The organism is Amantichitinum ursilacus, from assembly GCF_001294205.1.
GTDB classification, from domain to species: domain Bacteria; phylum Pseudomonadota; class Gammaproteobacteria; order Burkholderiales; family Chitinibacteraceae; genus Amantichitinum; species Amantichitinum ursilacus.
Genome location: NZ_LAQT01000007.1, coordinates 13,715 through 29,952 on the forward strand (window position 1 = coordinate 13,715; position 16,238 = coordinate 29,952).

The 16,238-nt window shown below is 56.3% G+C and carries 19 protein-coding genes; 10 read left to right on the plus strand and 9 right to left on the minus strand.

Annotated features, from left to right (window positions below):
- The first annotated feature begins 18 nt into the window (after window positions 1–18).
- The 9 genes from WG78_RS08685 to WG78_RS08730 all read left to right on the plus strand — a co-directional run bounded on the left by WG78_RS08685 (window position 19) and on the right by WG78_RS08730 (window position 7,614).
- The gene (locus WG78_RS08685) at window positions 19–492 is read left to right on the plus strand and encodes a hypothetical protein (RefSeq protein WP_152969133.1); all 474 of its coding nucleotides are present in this window, start codon (window positions 19–21) and stop codon (window positions 490–492) included.
- A 355-nt stretch (window positions 493–847) separates the two neighbouring features.
- Window positions 848–1,354 (plus strand): hypothetical protein, encoded by a 507-nt coding sequence (locus WG78_RS08695; protein WP_053937425.1) that lies wholly within the window; start codon window positions 848–850, stop codon window positions 1,352–1,354.
- Between the two features lie 680 nt (window positions 1,355–2,034).
- Window positions 2,035–3,063, plus strand: coding sequence for a hypothetical protein (locus tag WG78_RS08700; protein WP_053937426.1), 1,029 nt, complete (start codon window positions 2,035–2,037; stop codon window positions 3,061–3,063).
- Between the two features lie 282 nt (window positions 3,064–3,345).
- Complete coding sequence (locus WG78_RS22395) at window positions 3,346–3,588, plus strand: hypothetical protein (RefSeq protein ID WP_152969134.1); 243 nt, start codon at window positions 3,346–3,348, stop codon at window positions 3,586–3,588.
- Between the two features lie 79 nt (window positions 3,589–3,667).
- Window positions 3,668–3,850 carry a hemagglutinin repeat-containing protein gene (locus WG78_RS08710; protein WP_053937428.1) on the plus strand — a complete coding sequence of 61 codons (183 nt, stop codon included), beginning with the start codon at window positions 3,668–3,670 and terminating at the stop codon, window positions 3,848–3,850.
- Window positions 3,851–4,049: 199 nt separating this feature from the next.
- Entirely contained in the window at window positions 4,050–4,529 is a 480-nt protein-coding gene (locus WG78_RS08715) for a hypothetical protein (RefSeq protein WP_053937429.1), read from the plus strand.
- 864 nt (window positions 4,530–5,393) lie between these two features.
- Entirely contained in the window at window positions 5,394–6,293 is a 900-nt protein-coding gene (locus WG78_RS08720; protein WP_053937430.1) for a PoNe immunity protein domain-containing protein, read from the plus strand.
- A gap of 274 nt (window positions 6,294–6,567) precedes the next feature.
- Window positions 6,568–6,810, plus strand: a complete 243-nt coding sequence (locus tag WG78_RS08725) for a hypothetical protein (protein ID WP_053937431.1) — start codon at window positions 6,568–6,570, stop codon at window positions 6,808–6,810.
- A gap of 252 nt (window positions 6,811–7,062) precedes the next feature.
- The gene (locus WG78_RS08730) at window positions 7,063–7,614 is read left to right on the plus strand and encodes a hypothetical protein (RefSeq protein ID WP_053937432.1); all 552 of its coding nucleotides are present in this window, start codon (window positions 7,063–7,065) and stop codon (window positions 7,612–7,614) included.
- 85 nt (window positions 7,615–7,699) lie between these two features.
- Here WG78_RS08730 and WG78_RS08735 read toward each other — a convergent pair whose 3' ends face one another.
- The 6 genes from WG78_RS08735 to WG78_RS08760 all read right to left on the minus strand — a co-directional run bounded on the left by WG78_RS08735 (window position 7,700) and on the right by WG78_RS08760 (window position 12,954).
- Complete coding sequence (locus tag WG78_RS08735) at window positions 7,700–8,314, minus strand: PEP-CTERM sorting domain-containing protein (protein WP_053937433.1); 615 nt, start codon at window positions 8,312–8,314, stop codon at window positions 7,700–7,702.
- The gene (locus WG78_RS08740; RefSeq protein ID WP_053937434.1) at window positions 8,311–9,027 is read right to left on the minus strand and encodes a PEP-CTERM sorting domain-containing protein; all 717 of its coding nucleotides are present in this window, start codon (window positions 9,025–9,027) and stop codon (window positions 8,311–8,313) included. Before WG78_RS08740 ends, WG78_RS08735 begins: the two co-directional genes overlap by 4 nt.
- A gap of 173 nt (window positions 9,028–9,200) precedes the next feature.
- The gene (locus WG78_RS08745) at window positions 9,201–10,091 is read right to left on the minus strand and encodes an alpha/beta hydrolase (protein WP_201782403.1); all 891 of its coding nucleotides are present in this window, start codon (window positions 10,089–10,091) and stop codon (window positions 9,201–9,203) included.
- 5 nt (window positions 10,092–10,096) lie between these two features.
- Window positions 10,097–11,347 (minus strand): cation:proton antiporter domain-containing protein, encoded by a 1,251-nt coding sequence (locus tag WG78_RS08750; protein ID WP_053937436.1) that lies wholly within the window; start codon window positions 11,345–11,347, stop codon window positions 10,097–10,099.
- Window positions 11,348–11,380: 33 nt separating this feature from the next.
- Window positions 11,381–11,968, minus strand: a complete 588-nt coding sequence (locus WG78_RS08755) for a gamma carbonic anhydrase family protein (protein ID WP_053937679.1) — start codon at window positions 11,966–11,968, stop codon at window positions 11,381–11,383.
- 161 nt (window positions 11,969–12,129) lie between these two features.
- A complete protein-coding gene (locus WG78_RS08760; protein WP_201782404.1) occupies window positions 12,130–12,954 on the minus strand; it encodes an aldo/keto reductase in 825 nt (274 codons plus the stop codon).
- Between the two features lie 175 nt (window positions 12,955–13,129).
- Here WG78_RS08760 and WG78_RS22690 point away from each other — a divergent pair, with 175 nt between their 5' ends.
- Window positions 13,130–13,303: a hypothetical protein gene (locus WG78_RS22690; RefSeq protein WP_161805088.1), complete on the plus strand. Its 174-nt coding sequence runs from the start codon at window positions 13,130–13,132 to the stop codon at window positions 13,301–13,303.
- A 192-nt stretch (window positions 13,304–13,495) separates the two neighbouring features.
- Here the strand turns inward: WG78_RS22690 and WG78_RS08765 are convergent, their stop codons facing one another.
- Genes WG78_RS08765 through WG78_RS08775 form a run of 3 tightly spaced genes read right to left on the minus strand, consistent with a single transcriptional unit; the run spans window position 13,496 to window position 16,201 of the window.
- Window positions 13,496–14,080, minus strand: a complete 585-nt coding sequence (locus WG78_RS08765) for a LutC/YkgG family protein (RefSeq protein ID WP_053937438.1) — start codon at window positions 14,078–14,080, stop codon at window positions 13,496–13,498.
- Window positions 14,073–15,461 carry a lactate utilization protein B gene (locus WG78_RS08770; protein WP_053937439.1) on the minus strand — a complete coding sequence of 463 codons (1,389 nt, stop codon included), beginning with the start codon at window positions 15,459–15,461 and terminating at the stop codon, window positions 14,073–14,075. Before WG78_RS08770 ends, WG78_RS08765 begins: the two co-directional genes overlap by 8 nt.
- Window positions 15,458–16,201, minus strand: a complete 744-nt coding sequence (locus WG78_RS08775) for a (Fe-S)-binding protein (protein WP_053937440.1) — start codon at window positions 16,199–16,201, stop codon at window positions 15,458–15,460. The genes WG78_RS08770 and WG78_RS08775 overlap by 4 nt, the downstream gene beginning before the upstream one ends.
- Window positions 16,202–16,238: the final 37 nt, after the last annotated feature.

The window sequence follows — 16,238 nt, forward strand, 5'->3', positions numbered from 1 at the left end:
AGCTCCATGGACCCCATTATGAGCAAATCCAGTTTCCTGGCGGATAAGATCGCGGAGTATGACGTGGTAATGGTGACAACCAAAAGCTCTCCTCGCGCACAAGTTTTGCGCGCAAAGGTGGAGCGCACATATTCGGCCCTCAGATGGATCGAAGGATTATCAGCGAGTGACGAGATCGAATTCGTTCATTCTCCCGGCCGCTTTGGAGATCCGATTCTGAAAACTGGCGAAAGAGCCATTGTGTTTATTGTAGGCATTTCGGACCGTCTTTATGAGGAGTCATGGCGCGGGCACATGCTTGTAGAAAAGATCGGTACCGAACAATATGCCATCTATCCCCATCGGGAACTGTGGTTGAGCCAAGATATACCCCAAGTTATCCGAGAGAATGCTATACAAGACCCCACTCGCCCCTATGCATCGGCGATAAAGCTCGATGTCATGGAAAACTACCTTATGCAGCTAATTGAAAACTTCGGCAGAAACTGCTGATAAAAGTTTGTGGAGAGCACCTCGATGAGCGAAGCAACGCTAGACTTATCGCCATTTTGCATACGTGCCCGCAGCTTTCTAACCCAAGGCCGTGTCGAAGACGCACCTGGATTATATGGCGATGTCTTAAAGTAGACCCGGCATGCGCGATGGCATATGCCGATCGCGGAACCGCATATGCGATGCTAAAGGAGTTCGATTTGTCCCTCGCAGACTTGGGGCGTGCTATTGAACTTGGTTACAAAGATGCATCTACTTACTGCACAATTGCGACGGTCTACTTCGAAAGGAAATTATTCCATCGAGCATTGGAGCATTTCGCAATATCAATCACGCTAAATTCAGAACTGAATCTATGAATGCAGCTTACCTATCAGCAGAAATAGTCCCTGGAAAATCTGGTGCTGGCTTCCATCTGGGGGCGACTTTTTTTGAGCTTGAGGACATTTTTTGCACAGCGAAAAGATGGAATCTGAGCGATGGTCAGATTCAAGAGGTAGTGGTTCGGGAGTCGGGCTGGCTACTAAAGCCCAGTCTGTCCTCAGCTGACCCCGCCATCACGACTGACGGGACTTATTATTATCAGCAAGGGATATTAAGGGTCCATTTTACAGCTGGCATTCTCGATTGGCTCGAAGTTAGCGACGGCTATATGGGAAAACTTTTCGAAAACATTAGAGTTGGTGATCCTCTTGCCAAGGTGCGGGAACACTTTGAAATCGAATATGACGACGTTGAGGAACTTCATTTTCCGACATCCGATTCAGGCGTATCGGGCGTCGCTTTTCGGGCCGCGCTGCAATCGCTGGAATCTTTCAGCGAACAATTAATTGAGGGTATTTTCATCATCCCTGACGAATAACGTGCCTAATATGAACGGTAGCCAAATCAGGTTTTGCAAAACTTAACCGAAGCATATTCGATCAAGGACTGGTGATTTAGATGGCCCACGGGTCAGACACGCGATCACCCAGCTGATCTGCCGCGCTGCGGGAGAGCGCCACCGGGCGAACCCAAGCATTAAACGCCTGACCGGATCATAAAACCCAGGACCTCAGCGATGCCAGCCAGCTTTTCTGTACCCCTACGATCCAGCCCGAAATCGACCGCCGAAATCAGCGACATATTGTCTCCTTTTTTGGAAAAATTTTAGCTTCCCGCTCCGTGCGTTGAAACTGAAATGACGATGAGGGATACTAAAATTTGGCCAAAGCGATGTCTATATAGGGCAAACCGGTTCACCCAGATTTTTTCGCTTTTCGATCTTTGAAGAAGATAAAGAATGCGTAGAGTACGAAGCGCGGACCATGCTTGCCAACAAAAGTAGGCGTGACCACGAAGGGTTTGCCGGATTAGTGGCCCTCGCCTTCGCAGCAAATATTGACTCTATTATATGGAACGAATCCGCATTACTCGATTGCTGATTAATATGCAAACCGTCCGAATTCGAGTTTATTCTTCGTCAATTTATTCAAGATAAGGTTAAGTGCACCATACTGTTCGGTATATGTGCCGTTTCAGACTAATTAATCGAGCTTACCGATGAAGAGATATGGAATTTTAAAAAGCTGGATGCCGGTCTCAGCGATTATCAAACGCCTGGAGAACGATCTTCCGGTATACGAAGAGCAATGGGCAGTAAGTCGCAATGCATTGAAAATATATGGTGAGGGCGGCAATCCTTTTTACGATATTATTGAAAAGGATCGGCCCGCCACCCCGCCCTTTTTTTATAGAGTAAGGTCGCATTTGGGCGTCGGATTGCATTATGAGATCGAAGCCGCATTCTCGATGTTTAAATACTGCACTTCATGGGGCGAGCCCCTACAAAAGCAGAATGTATACCGCTATTGGGACGCCCTGCTTATGCATCGGGCCACAAAGAGCACCAGCGGGCACTCATTCCATACTGCTGTGGACGCTCTCTCTGGATGTGTCTTTTTTAACTGGACCAAAGAGGCAAATGTTTTAGGCCGAGAAATTCTGGACGAATATAAAAACAGAATGTATCACGACACGGCTGGCGAATTCTCTAATCCGCTGTTTCATTGGTTCTTACGAATATACTTTGACTCCCAGTGTTGGGAGTTCAACGGCTGGGGTAAATCGTTCGACGGGGAAGAGCCCGATATATTTTTGCCTGGAGAGTGTTGTGGTGAGCCAACACTAAATTTACTTTTAGAGCATTGGGACGACACGGATCTAACCCCATTGTCGAACGAGCTAGTCTGGCTTTGCGATTACTACACTCATCGGACCCGCCCTACGGTTGAACGTGAGTTCGCAAATGACTTACTTCAAACCCGTTTTCCAATGCTGATTCTCGCGTGGTTCCGTTTGCGAGAGCAACTTGGGCTTCCAAACCCAAGAGTAGATCATCCCCTGTTTGAACCGGATTATGTCTTTCTGCCGGAGCCAATGCCATTTTCAAATGACGCGCTACTCGAACGTGTTATCGATCGGCTAAAAAGGGAAGAATTTCCGGATCTAGGCGAAGTGCTGTTCCTGCTGAAGAAGATCGATGCTCCAATCGCCAAGCCCGGCTGGATAAGCAGAATTTTCAAGAAATAATATTTAATAAAAAAGCGAACTTCGGTTCGCTTTTTTATTTGTAAAGTCGCAATCAATAATCTCAATAAGGCCAATTTTGATTGCGAGTTTTAACAGAAAAATTTCACCATTCAGAACATTCGTTCTGGTAGCATGATCTATCACCTCGCGATTCAATCAGCAAGGTGATTCCCCAATCCACACCAGGATAATTATCGATTCATTACTGCGAAATGAGCGCGAGCCACCGGTGCGCTAACACCGATGACCCGCTAACCAAAATCACTTAATAGGCAAGTAACCATGGCTACCGCAGAGTATAAGTCAGTACCCCACTCGACTCCAAATTCACGCATTATTGGAATTGAGCAATCCTCTGACAATCCAGAAATCCGCAAGTTAATCTTCAATTACGACGATCTGCTCCGTGCCGGATTTGAGGACGATATTGCAATTCACGCCAGTCTGCTGAATGGCATCATCATCCTGATCCCGCTGCGTTCCGATACCGGCAACTTCGACGTCGTAACCGGCAAACCAGTCTGATCGACCGTCAGGCGAACGGCCTCCCCCGTTCGCCTTTTGAATCCCCTCCTCAGGACTCGATCTGACCAACCTGGGCGGTATGATCGACGCCGCCAGCAACCTCAACGCCCAGTTCAGCGCCGATGCCTGGCGCAATGTCAGCATTACTACCGAAGCCGGCAGCAGCATCAGCACCAAAGGCAATGTAACGCTGAACGCGGGCAACGACCTCAACCTGCGCGCGGGCCAGACCGGTACGCATCTGGATGAGGCGCCGAGTTGAGCCTGCTAATCCCGGCAAACTGAACGTGTATGAAGGCGGCGCGGTTGTACCAAACCAGTATTATTATGAGGTCTACGCGGACGGAAAATATGTATACGATCGGCGGGTTTCTACGGCTCCGATTCCTGAAGGAGAATGGGAAACGCTAATGCAAAAAAAACAATTCCGGCGACGTGACCATTTCCGTAAAAGGTAAAAAATGAGAGAACAAGCTAAAAAAAATGGCGGCGAGATATTTTTCCTGCTGCGCGACTATTTCCCCTTGGATGAATGGAGAAAATATTGCAGCAGGACAATGAAAATCAAAGATGCCAATGGAACAATTATTGAATTTGATCGCACAACGTTGCCTCCATTCACAACGATCAGGTTTCGGGATGGGCAATCGGGATACGCCGAAGTATTGAAAACTGCGATTAGCGGCTACGCGGGCGAGGTTTTATGGAATATTTTTGAATACAAGCGCGTCTCTGGAGGGGAAAGCAACTGGATAATCGAACCTCAATTTGTTTCGTTGCTGCGTAATACAGAATGCCCGCCATTCGAGTCCGTCTCAGATTACGTGCAGAAAAAATACCCCGAGTTCAGCAAAAAGGCGCATGCAGATCTTATTTCACTGGTTTCATACTTGACGTTATGGCTCACCGAACACGGTTTTAAGCCCGTTTACGCCGTGTAATAGAAAATAAATTCGATGGCCTCGATGAGCAGACCATGCTTTTATGGCGATTAGATAACAAATGGCGCAAACCTTCTAATTCGGAATTACGAGCAAAGAGGCCGACAGCAGAAAAACCAGGAAATCTGGCTGTTTGGCACCGGCGGCGCGGGCTTTGTCGATTACTTGTTACGCAGACCCAGACTTCGCACTATCAGAAAACCAACCTATCTCTTAATCGACAACAAGAAAAACCAAATACGGCAATAAAATAAAGTCTTCACATGTATGGATTCTCACGAAGCACGCACAATAATTTTCTCTCGATGAAAATTGTATGGCTTATTAATTGCTCTAGACATCATTAAGCGATCAAAGCAGAACAAATAGATAAATTACAATCTGACGGGATGATCTCATGGCAGGCGCGATTATTGTCGCAGCGACCTCGGGAGTCTCAATGGGGACTTTTGGACTCAGCTACATAGCGGAGACCACACGAAAATTTTTTCCAGCGGAGCAGAGCGAACTTTGCAAGGATATCTAGCACCGATATGATAATGAGGGCGTCACGGCAATCGATTTTTTGCATTCGGGCGCAAAACAGGTGAAAGCATTTCTATCTGCGACCGAAGCGGCTTACAAGCACGCAATGGAAACTGACCGTGAGCACACTCCATATATGATTTGGCAAGAAGTGATTGAAAGATTACGCGCCGATCCAAGATTACAGGAATAAAGCGGTTTAGCGTCGTAAAACGGCCACTTGGAAAAATGGATTGTTCATACGGACCCCACTGTTAGAGTCACGGTCGGCATGGTGGATAAGAACAGCAAATTCATATTGAATCCAGGCGCAGCAACAAAAATGCTCGGAGTATCTCCTTGATTAGAGACAAGTTAGGCAGCGCAGCATATTGGGACGAATGGACAGCGTATTCAGATAGCTGGGCGGATCAAGCATTAGCGGAGATAGATCAGCCTGGAGATCCATCCTATAAGCCCCAATTTATCTATAATTTGGCGAGACATTATTGGGAGCAAATTCTCAGACGCTATTCAAGAGGTGACAATACGGCCTACCTTGCCCGCTATTTCCCAATGATTTTATCTTGCTGGGAGCAGGCAGAACAGAGCGGCCAATCCGTATGGACTGAAAACCAGCAATATACGCGGCATGCGTGGAAGGTAAACCTTGACCACTACATCGTATGTTTCTGGTTGGTCGGAATTGCGCTCGCGCTGGACGTTCCCGATGACCAATGGCAGCGTTTACTCGCTCTTATTGGAAATGAGGGCGAAGATAAATTGCTGGACCTGGTCATTTCCTCTCGACAGCCTGGTCGCAAAATCGGTGCTGCCCTGTGCCACCCGAAACCTTATCGTCGGCTATTGGCTGCGATTGAAGCGCCGGCCGCTGACCAAGCCAAATTGCTGCTGGAATTTTTGAATCATTGGCACTCAGAGCTGGATCGCCCTGCCAAAAAGGGCAACGCGCCCGCTACCGCTATGTATGAACGGCCGTACTGGCATCGATTTGGCGATAACAATTTCGAAGGCGGTGCTTATTTCGGCCGGTGGTGTGTTGAAGCGGTGGCTGCCGTCAAGGCATTTGATCTGGACGATAGCCTTTGTTTAGGGCATCCAAATTATCCGGGAGATCTGCTGCGTCCGGATGGGCCTTCCACCCATCCTCCTCGGGAGGACAATCAGGATTCGTCAACATCAAAATCTTCTTCGCAGGGCGGATTGCTTTCAAAGATCTTCGGGAAATTCAAGCGCTAATAAAAAAGCGAACTTCGGTTCGCTTTTTTATTTAAAACTAAAATTCAATAATCTCATTAATTCAATTTCGATTGCCAGTTTTAACAAAATTAATTGGTCATTCAGAACATTCGTTCTGTTATGATGTGCCATCGCCTCGCAATTCAAAGCTGCGCGGTGATATTTCAATCCACACCAGGATAATTATCGATTCATTCTGCGAAATGAAGCGCGAGCCACCGGTGCGCCAACACCGATGACCCGCTAACCAAAATCACTTTAGTAGGAAGTAACCATGGCTACCGCAGAGTATAAGTCAGTCCCCCACTCGACTCCAAATTCACGAATTATTGGAATTGAGCAATCCTCTGGCAATCCAGAAATCCGCAAACTAATCTTCAATTACGACGATCTGCTCCGCGCCGGATTTGAAGACAATATTGCGATTCACGCCAGTCTGCTGAATGGCAGCATCATCCTGATTCCGCTACGCACTGACACCGGCCACTTCGACGTCGTCACCGGCAAACCAGTCTGATCAATCGCCAGGCGAACGGCCCTACCCCGTTCGCCTTTTGCTTACTTCACCCCGCTGCCATGATCAGTCGGGCAAAACCTCCACCTTGATTGCCGCAGTCACCCGCCTTCCGAATCAATCGCTCACAACCCGCCGTCTCCAGCAACCTTTTCCCCGCCCTCCTACACTAACCCCATCGTCCCCAACCTCAGCGCCCCGCGCTCATCCATCTTCATGAAACTCCGCCCGCTCTCCCTTACCGTCTCTGTGTGCGTGTTAACTCTGCTAACCACCCTGCCCGCGCACGCCGCGCCGGCTGCCAGATCCGCCAGCGCGCCGGCCAGTCAGCCCACCAATCCGCCCGCGCCGCAGTCCAGCAAGCCGTCCACGTTTGATGCCAACCCCGAGGTGCAGCAGGCCGCCACGGTGTACGCGCAGAGTGCGGTGGAGCATGCCAAAAAGGCGTTCGACATGACGCTGGATGGGTCGGAGGCCAGCATCGCCCAGGTGGAGGTGGCCTTGGGCAAGCTGCATGATTCGTACGCGCAGGCGGCGCAGAAGCCGACGGATGATCAGGTGATGACGTTCGCCAAGGCCTATGGCAGTTATATCGGCGAGGTATTCCGGCGCAGTCATGGCGCGGATTGGGGTTTGCTCAGTTGGGATGGCAAGGTGTTTCCGGGTTTGCGCGCTAAAACCGGGCTGGAGTTCTGGCCATGGCTGCGCGCGTTTAACCGCATCGAGCATGGCGGCGAGGACAACATCAGCGATTACTATGCGTCGCTGACCAAAACCGATGCCAGCGCGCCCGCCGCGGCGCATTAAGCGCCCGGCGTAATCAACGCAAAACGGCGGCAAGCCAGGTGGCCTGTCGCCGTTTCGAGTCTGCCAGACCGGAATCCATACCCGGTCAGGCAGTCGCCCGCTTCTTGCCTGGCCGTTGGCGTCGCGCCAGCACGCCGACCGCGCCCAGGCCCATCAACGCCCACGTTTCAGGTTCCGGTACCGGCCTTACGTTCAGGCCATCCAGATAAAAGTCGGTATCCAGCGATCCATCCGATACGCCAGAAAAGGTTAGCCGATCGACCGGGTGATCAAACGGCGTGCCGTCCAGGCTGTACCACTCAAATTGCGGCGTTCCAGGGTTGCTCAAATCCAGGTTGAATTGGGCATACGCCACCTGCTGCCCGGCGCTATAGCCGCGCAGCACCACCGATGTCACCGGGTCAAACTGTTGGAAAAACGCGGTGCTCAGGTGCACTGAATCCAGATAGAACGGGGTGAAGCTGCGCAATTCAATGGATTGTTCCTGGCCGGGGCTTAAAGTTTTGCTGCCCAACGCCGTGGCGGGCGCCGGGTTGTCCCAGGTGCTTAGCAGCGTGGACCAGGACACCTCAAAACCTTCGTACACCGCGGGCAGACCGTCGGGTTTGGTCAGGTCGTCAAAGGTGATCAGCTGGGCATGGGCAGCCATGCTTAACGACAATGCGGCCAGCAGCGTGGCCAGTTGCAGACGTGGTTTCATGCGGGAACTCCTGCGCGAGCTTGCGCACGGCGGCGCGACAAGGTGCGGCCGACGGCGGCAGACACGCCCAGCAACATCAGCGCCCAGGTTTCGGGCTCAGGCACTGCAGCCAGCGGCGCGGGGGCTTCGCCTGCCGGATAGTTGTTGGGCACGATATCCAGTTTGTCGATCAACCAGCGCTGGCCGGGGCCGGCAGACACGATTTCCAGCCGGGTTAACGCCTGGCCCGCCAGCGGCGAGTCATACCACTGGAATGCATTGGCGTTCAGGTCCAGCGTAAACGAGCCCACTGTATTGGCGCCGTTGTAGCCAATCAGCGTCAGCGTGGAACTGCCAAACAGCGGCCCACCGGTGAAAGCCGCGGCGTCGAGGCCATTCAAGGAAAAACTGAACGGCCCAAACGCGGTATATGCGCTGAGATAGGTCACCGTTTGCCCGTAGTCAAACGCGGTCAGCGCGGCGTTGCCATACGCAAAATTCAGGTTCGCGCCGTAGATGCTGTTATAGGCGGCGCCAGTAATCAGATCGTTGGCGCCATGCTGGCGCGAATCCTCGGTGTTGTAGCTCACCCAGCTCAAAAAATCGTACTGATCATCCTGAATAAACGGGGTTTGCGGCGTAAAGGGCTGACTGCTATTGAATTCGAGCGCAAACGCCGAATTCGCGGCGCAGAGGGCGCAAGCCGCCAGCGCCGGTTTAAGTAACTGCGTCATGAGACATCTCCGTGCGTGTAAAAGTGAACCCAACGTATTTACTTGTTGTGCCCGCTTTATCGACGACGCGGAAGCTGAAATCAACCTGCCATGATGCTTAATACAATAGACAGCAGATAATCGGAGAATTCGGTTGCACCCGGCAAGCGTTGCACCTCGGTTGCAACACGCCGCTAGCGCTGCGGCACGGCGGCCCACAGTCGCGGCCAGTCCCGCACCCAGCAGCAATCATGGTCAAAGCCCGGCACCACGGTAACGTGAGGTCGCTGCGCCACGGGATAATGGTCTGCATAGGATTGCGTCACTGCGGGCGGCACCACTGCGTCGTCTGCGCCTGCGTAGTGCCATTGCACGGTGGAGTGCAGCGCAGGCGTGGCGTCGGCCGGGTTAAGCGAACCGGCCAACGGGCTCAGGCCCAGCCATTGCGTCCAGCGCGCGGTGTCGAGATTGGCGGCCAGCGTAATCAGGCGGCTGACGTCGTGGCGGCGTGCCGCGATCAGGGTGGCGACCGCGCCGCCGCCGGAGTAGCCCACCAGTTGCAGCTGCGCCGCACCGTAGGTGGTTTTGAGTTGCGTGACGGCATCGTCCATCGCGGCGATCACGTCGGGGGCGTAGCGGGCGTTGGTCCAGTAGCGGCGCGCGCAAACGGGCGCGTTGGGGGCGGGATATTGGCAGGGTCGCGCCAGCCACACCGCGCGGCCGGACGGTTGCGCCAAGGCCAGTTTCAGCGCCAGTGGGCTCAGCGGCGTGGGGTCATCGGACGGCATATCGGGTGACAGCCAGGCCAGTCCGTCGCCTTCGATGTAAATGGTGAGCGCGTTGGCGGAGGATGCGGGCGCGGGCACGGAAGCGGCATCCGGCGCGGGCCCCAGCGCCAGCAGATCAAACGCGCCCGCCTGCACTTGTCGCGCCGACCAGCCTTGGGCTTGCGCCAGCGCCAATGCCGACGCGCCGCGCGTGGCCGGATCGGGCACGTTGCGGCAGGCCAACAGCGCCAGGCATAGCAACGCGGTGGCGCAGCGGCGCATAACCGGAGTGCGCGCCAGACGGGCCCCGTTGCGCATGGCGATCAGCGTGCGGCGGGAAGGTTGGCGATCGTCGCAGCAGTCGCCGGTGCGGCGGACTGGCGGTCCAGCCAGCGTGCCAGCGGCATTGCCAGTCCGGTACACACCAGCGCCATCAGCATCAGCGCAGACAGGCACGATTGCGAGATCACGCCCGCGTCGTACAGCACGCGCAGCACGATGATTTCCATCAGCCCACGGCTTTGCATCAGCGCGCCCAGTTGCAGCGCTTGGGCCCAGCGCCAGCCCCAGGCACGCGCAGGTACGGCGGTGCTGATGATCTTGAGCGCGCTGCCGATGACCACGCTGGCGATAAAGAACGGCCACACCGGTCCAGCGGTGATGTCCAGGCTCAGCCCGGCCGAGACAAAGAAAAACGGCAGCAGCAGCGCGTTGCTAAACGGCCCGGCCAGTTGCGTAATGCGCGGGCGCAGCGCTTTGGGCATCAGCACGCCGGCCACAAAGGCGCCGATTACGGCATGCAGGCCCAAGGTATCGGTGATGATGGCGCAGGCCAGCAGGCCGATCAGCACCAGCGTAAAACGCGCGGTACTCAATTCCTTGCCCGCATCCAGATCGGCCAGCCAGGCGCTGACCTTGGGGCGGATGGCAAACAGCGTGGCCACCAGCGTCAGCAGCAGCAACACCAGCACCCACCACCAGTTGCCCAGCGTCTGCGTTTTATGTGAAATCACCAGCATCAGCCCCGCCAAACCGACCCACAGCAACATATCGTTGATGGCAGCCAGCGATAGCGCCACGCGGCCCATAGCGGTGCCTAGCAAATCCAGTTCGCGCAAGATGGCCACCAGCACCGGCAATGCGGTCACGCCAAAGCAGATAGCGCCGGCCGCGATAAATGCGCCTTGCGTAGCGTGTGCGCCGGCCAGCGCGGGCCATTGCGTTAATGCCCAGCCCGCAAAGGCCGCGCCGCCCAGCGCCGGAATGGCAAAGCTGGCCAGGCCCGTGCGCACCACGTGGCGCGCCTGGTGCCTCAATTCGTCGATATCCAGTTCCATGCCGGCGATAAAGCCGACGCAGACCACGGCCAGGCTCGAAATCCCGCCCAACGCGCCCAAGGTGCCGCTGGGAAAAATCTGCGCAAACGCCGTGGGCGCCAGGTGGCCCAGCACGCTGGGGCCGATGGCGATGCCGCATAAAATCTGCGACAGCACCAGCGGCATCACGCGGCGCAGCGGCCACCACACCACCAACGGCAATGCCAGGATCAACAAGGCCTGATTCAGGAAGTTCATGTGCGGCGATCCATCAAGAGGTCAGTTTCAGGGTTATTCGGCGGTGCGTTGGCGCGCCAGAAATGCGCCGTAGCGCTCGGTTATCTGCCGCATTACGCCGTCGCTGTTGCGATCAACGCCAAACACATAGCCGGGAAAATCCAGCGGCTGCTGCACGGCCCAGATGGCGTCGTGCTGGTCGGCGGAGAACAATTGCGCCGGGTTGCCCACCGCCACCCAGCCTATCGGCACCGTCGCGCCCGCAGCCACATGCGTTTTGATATGCACCACCGCGTTGATGCGCAATTCCGCGCCCGCGCCAATCTGCGCGCCATTGAACACGGAAACGCCGGTGGCGACAAAGACTTCATCGCCGATGACACACCCGCTGAGATGGCAATGCGGCCCCACCATCACATGGTTGCCCAGCGTGCAGTTGTTGTGGCTGGTGCTGCGGATCACGCTGTTCTCCATCACCACGCAATGCGCGCCGATGCGCAAGGTGCCGCCTTCGGCCACCAGCACCGCGCCATGGCTGATCACGCTATGCGCGCCGATTTCGACCGCGCCTTCAATAACGGCGCTGGCGGCAATCTGCGCGGTGGGGTGGATGGTGGGCTGGCGGTTTGCGGCGGCGGTCATGGCGGCTCCGGGTTGGGCGGTGGGCATCAGCAATCAGTGGACGTAACAACGGGGCCGTGTGGCCCCGCCGTACGCGTCGGACATTCAATATGGCTGCTGCCACGCCCGCGCGCCAGATACAGATTGCGCGCCGCGGCGTGCTGATCAGATTGCCGTGGTGTTCAGGCAAACACCGCCGGATCGGGCCCGATGCGTTGATCCTTGTTCAGGCCCGCAATCGCCTGCATCGCCGCCGCGTCAAGTTCGAAATCAAACACTGCAAAGTTGCTGCGGATGCGCTCAGGCGTCACCGATTTCGGAATCACAATCACGCCGTTCTGCACGTGCCAGCGGATCACCACTTGCGCCGGCGTTTTGCCCAGTTGCTCGGCGATGCGTTGAATCACCGGGTCGGCCAGCGCCTTGTTCTGTGCCAGCGGGCTCCAGGCCTCAGCGTGGATGTCCAGATCTGCCAGCGTCTGGCGCAATGCGGCTTGCTGCATATATGGATGCAATTCCACCTGGTCCAGCACCGGTTTAACGCCGGTTTCGTCAATCAGCCGTTGCAGATGCTCCGCCTTGAAATTGGACACGCCGATGGATTTAACCAGGCCATCCTGCTGCGCCTTGATCAGCGCGCGCCAGGTATCGACAAATTTGTCCTGGCTGGGGGCGGGCCAATGGATCAGCAGCAGATCGACATAATCCAGCTTCAGCTTGCGCAAGCTGTCTTCCAGCGCCCGGCGTGCGCTGTCCAGGCCCTGCTCGCTGTTCCAGATTTTGGTGGTCACAAACACGTCTTCGCGCGGCAAACCGGCATCGGCAATGCCCTGCCCCACGCCCACTTCATTCTTGTAAATGGCCGCGGTATCAATCGAGCGATACCCCACCCGCAACGCCTCCGCCACCGCCGACCGCGCTTCTTCATCACTGGCCTGCCACACGCCCAGACCCAGTTGCGGAATCTGGCGACCGTCATTCAGTTGTACCAGGGGTTGCTGCGACATCAGAATTCTCCGGTTAATCTGTCAAACACAGATACGGCCGTGTTAGCGGATTGCAAGCTCGGCGAGTGGGTGACGCGTTCGCTGACTTGGCCGGGGCAGCACATCCGCAATTCTGCGATTACGTTTCTGGAGTAATATCCGCCCACCAATCCGGCCGTCTTGTTGCAGGGGAAGCATGCTTAACCGTCAGATCATCAACCACGTGGCGCGGCAGCGCGCCAGCCAGGTGCGGATGTGGCACATGTTGCAGCAGCATCGCGCACTCGATAACGCCGATCCGGCGATTTTGCAGCGGCCCGAGCCCGTGCCGATGCCTGATACGCAGACGCAACCGCTGTTCAAGAAGTAAACGTATAGGGTGGGTCATGACCCACCTGGCCAAGCTATCCAGAAGAACGCAAAGACCGCAGGGCTCATCAGTCGCTTGGTGACGGGGTTTTGAACCCGAACACCAAAACCCCAAAGATGAAGCCCGCGATTGTTGCGGTCCTTCTCTTGCGGCTTTGAGGGGTGGGTCTAGGCGACCCCGTCTAGACCCACCCTATGGGTTGGCGAGGGCTAATACGGTCAGGCTGCGTACGCCTTGGGCGCCGCGGATCAGCACGCCTTCGATGTCGGCGGTGGCCGAGGGGCCGGTCACCAGCGCGGCGTAGCGCGCGCTGCGCCATTCCGGGCGTTGATAGGCCTGGTGCAGATTGCCCACCAGCTGCGTCGGGTGCAGCAGCACCAGCAGGTGTTGCGCCAGATAGCCCAGCGCGTTATTGCCATATTCGTGTTCCGACAAGAACAACGACCCGGTTTCCGCCACGCCAAACGCGGCCTGCACGATGCCGACATCCACATTGGCCAGCGCGGCGGCGTCGGCGCCGGGCGAGGCAAACCCATCCATTCCAGCCACCGCGCTGCAAAAGCGCTGCGCCGACGGATACAGCAAGCGGATCTGCGTCGCTAGCGGCACGCTCGCATCGGCGTCGAGCCAGCGTCCGCCCATCTTCTCCAGCGCCATGGCAAAGCGCGGCACCAGATCGCCCGCGTACTCAGCATCAAACAGAGGCACCTCGGGCAAAGCGCGGGCGGCGGGTTGTCTGGCCCGGACCGCCGCCAAGATCGCGTCGCGACTACTCATCGGCCTGCTCCTTGCGTTGCGCCGCATACCATTGGTGGAAGGTCTGCGCGGCCGGGGTGGGCAGTTCGCGCTGTTTGCCCCAAGCATTAAACGGGTTGTACAGCAGCGCGCGCGGCAGTGTGTCGATGGCGCGATTGCTGCCCTCGCTAAACGCGCGATAGCGTTTGGGGTCGGCCAGTACTTTGCCCGCCAGCTTCATCGATTCCTTTTTGATAAAGCCCAGCTCGCCCTGCTCCGCCACAATCTGCCGCCATTTGTAGATCTGCTCGTGGATGTTGATCTTCACCGGGCACACATTGCTGCAACTGCCATTCAACGTGCTGGCAAACGGCAGCGCGCTGTATTTCTTCAAATCAAAGGTCGGATTGATGATGGCGCCGATCGGCCCGGCATACACGCCGCCATAACTCAGCCCGCCGCTGCGCCGATACACCGGGCAAGTGTTCATGCAAGCGCCACAGCGGATGCACTTCAGCGAATACCAGAAATCATCCATCGCCAGCCGGGCGCTGCGGCCGTTATCCACCAGAATAAAATGCATCGCGCCACCGGCTTTGGGCGCGCGGAAATGCGAGGTGTATTGCGTAATCGGCGAGCCCAGCGCGCTGCGCGACAGCATGCGGATAAACACGCCCAGATCGCTCTGGCGCGGGATCAGTTTTTCGATGCCGATGCTGGCAATATGCAGCGGCGGCACATTGGCGCTCAGGTCGGCATTGCCCTCGTTGGTGCACACCACCACGCTGCCGGTTTCGGCCACGGCAAAGTTGCAGCCGGTCATGCCCGCGCCAGCTTTTAAAAAGTACGGCCGGGTATCCTGGCGCATGCCTTCCGCCAGATAGGCCGGGTCGTCATTGGTGGGGTCGGTGCCGATGTTTTCGGCAAATACCTGCGCCACATCACCACGTAGTTTGTGCACCGCTGGCACCACGATATGGCTGGGCATTTCGTGGTCCAGTTGCTGGATGCGCTCGCCCAGATCGGTCTCGACCACCGCAATGCCACGCGCTTCCAGGTACGGCCGCATCTCGCATTCTTCGGTCAGCATCGATTTGCTTTTCACCAGCAGCGTCACCGCCTGCGCGCTGAGGATTTCATGCACGATGCGGTTGTGTTCAGCGGCGTCGGCAGCCCAGTGCACGATCACGCCATTGGCGGTGGCGTTGCGTTCAAATTGCTCCAGGTAATCGCCCAGATGCGACAGCGTGTGTTCCTTGATCTGCGACGCCAGTTCACGCAGTTGTTCCCATTCGGCGATGCCATGCGCCTGGCCATCGCGCAACTGGCGCAGGCCCCACAGGCGCTGGTCATGAAACTTGATATGCGGCTCGTCCTGGATAAACGTGCGCGCGGCTTTGACGTGATCAACGCGGCGGCTCATCGCACGCTCCCGTTCAGGATTTGCGCGATATGCACAAAGCGCAGCGGCAGGCCCAGCCGCTCGGCACAGCCTTTTTGATGCATCAAACAGGACATATCGGCCGACGCGATAAAGTCCGCACCCGCCTGTTGGTGATCGCGCACTTTGTCGTAGCCCATGCGCGCGGACACGGGTTCTTCGGTGACGCAAAAGGTGCCGCCAAAACCACAGCATTCATCGGGCCGTTTGGGGCTGACCAGCTCGATGCCGGGCACACCGGCCAGCAAGGTTAAGGGCTTGGAAAAAAACGGCGCATTGATCTCGCTCGGTTGTGCATGGTGCAGTTGGCGCAGCGTGCCGCAGCTATTGTGCCAACCCACTTTGTGCTCAAAGCGCGCCCACGGAAAATCGCGGATCTGCAGCACGTCATGCAGAAATTCGACCAGCTCAAACGTTTGCGCCCGCACGTGTTTGGCTGCGGCGTCTTGCGGGATGGCGGTCAGGTGGTCGCGCACGTGATGCACGCAGCTGCCCGACGGCGCGACGATGTAGTCATAAGCGGCAAAATTGCGCACAAACAAGGCCTCGGCCCCGGCGGCGTCTTGCTGGCAACCGCTATTGCCCAAGGGCTGGCCGCAACAGGTCTGGTCCGGCGGATAGACCACCTCGCAACCGACCCGCTCCAGCAATTCCAGCGTGGCGATGGCCACTTCGGGGAAAAACGTGTCGATAAAACAGGGGACAAACAAGGCGACTTTCATGGGGTATCCAGGGACGGGATGGGAATAGCCCATCCCG

Bases quoted from the DNA above. Each gene is read 5' to 3' on its own strand.
- WG78_RS08685 (WP_152969133.1), top strand. From the start codon at position 19: ATGAGCAAATCCAGTTTCCTGGCGGATAAGATCGCGGAGTATGACGTG.
- WG78_RS08695 (WP_053937425.1), top strand. From the start codon at position 848: ATGAATGCAGCTTACCTATCAGCAGAAATAGTCCCTGGAAAATCTGGT.
- WG78_RS08700 (WP_053937426.1), top strand. From the start codon at position 2,035: ATGAAGAGATATGGAATTTTAAAAAGCTGGATGCCGGTCTCAGCGATT.
- WG78_RS22395 (WP_152969134.1), top strand. From the start codon at position 3,346: ATGGCTACCGCAGAGTATAAGTCAGTACCCCACTCGACTCCAAATTCA.
- WG78_RS08710 (WP_053937428.1), top strand. From the start codon at position 3,668: ATGATCGACGCCGCCAGCAACCTCAACGCCCAGTTCAGCGCCGATGCC.
- WG78_RS08715 (WP_053937429.1), top strand. From the start codon at position 4,050: ATGAGAGAACAAGCTAAAAAAAATGGCGGCGAGATATTTTTCCTGCTG.
- WG78_RS08725 (WP_053937431.1), top strand. From the start codon at position 6,568: ATGGCTACCGCAGAGTATAAGTCAGTCCCCCACTCGACTCCAAATTCA.
- WG78_RS08735 (WP_053937433.1), bottom strand. From the start codon at position 8,314: ATGAAACCACGTCTGCAACTGGCCACGCTGCTGGCCGCATTGTCGTTA.
- WG78_RS08740 (WP_053937434.1), bottom strand. From the start codon at position 9,027: ATGACGCAGTTACTTAAACCGGCGCTGGCGGCTTGCGCCCTCTGCGCC.
- WG78_RS08745 (WP_201782403.1), bottom strand. From the start codon at position 10,091: ATGCGCAACGGGGCCCGTCTGGCGCGCACTCCGGTTATGCGCCGCTGC.
- WG78_RS08750 (WP_053937436.1), bottom strand. From the start codon at position 11,347: ATGAACTTCCTGAATCAGGCCTTGTTGATCCTGGCATTGCCGTTGGTG.
- WG78_RS08755 (WP_053937679.1), bottom strand. From the start codon at position 11,968: ATGACCGCCGCCGCAAACCGCCAGCCCACCATCCACCCCACCGCGCAG.
- WG78_RS08760 (WP_201782404.1), bottom strand. From the start codon at position 12,954: ATGTCGCAGCAACCCCTGGTACAACTGAATGACGGTCGCCAGATTCCG.
- WG78_RS22690 (WP_161805088.1), top strand. From the start codon at position 13,130: ATGCTTAACCGTCAGATCATCAACCACGTGGCGCGGCAGCGCGCCAGC.
- WG78_RS08765 (WP_053937438.1), bottom strand. From the start codon at position 14,080: ATGAGTAGTCGCGACGCGATCTTGGCGGCGGTCCGGGCCAGACAACCC.
- WG78_RS08770 (WP_053937439.1), bottom strand. From the start codon at position 15,461: ATGAGCCGCCGCGTTGATCACGTCAAAGCCGCGCGCACGTTTATCCAG.
- WG78_RS08775 (WP_053937440.1), bottom strand. From the start codon at position 16,201: ATGAAAGTCGCCTTGTTTGTCCCCTGTTTTATCGACACGTTTTTCCCC.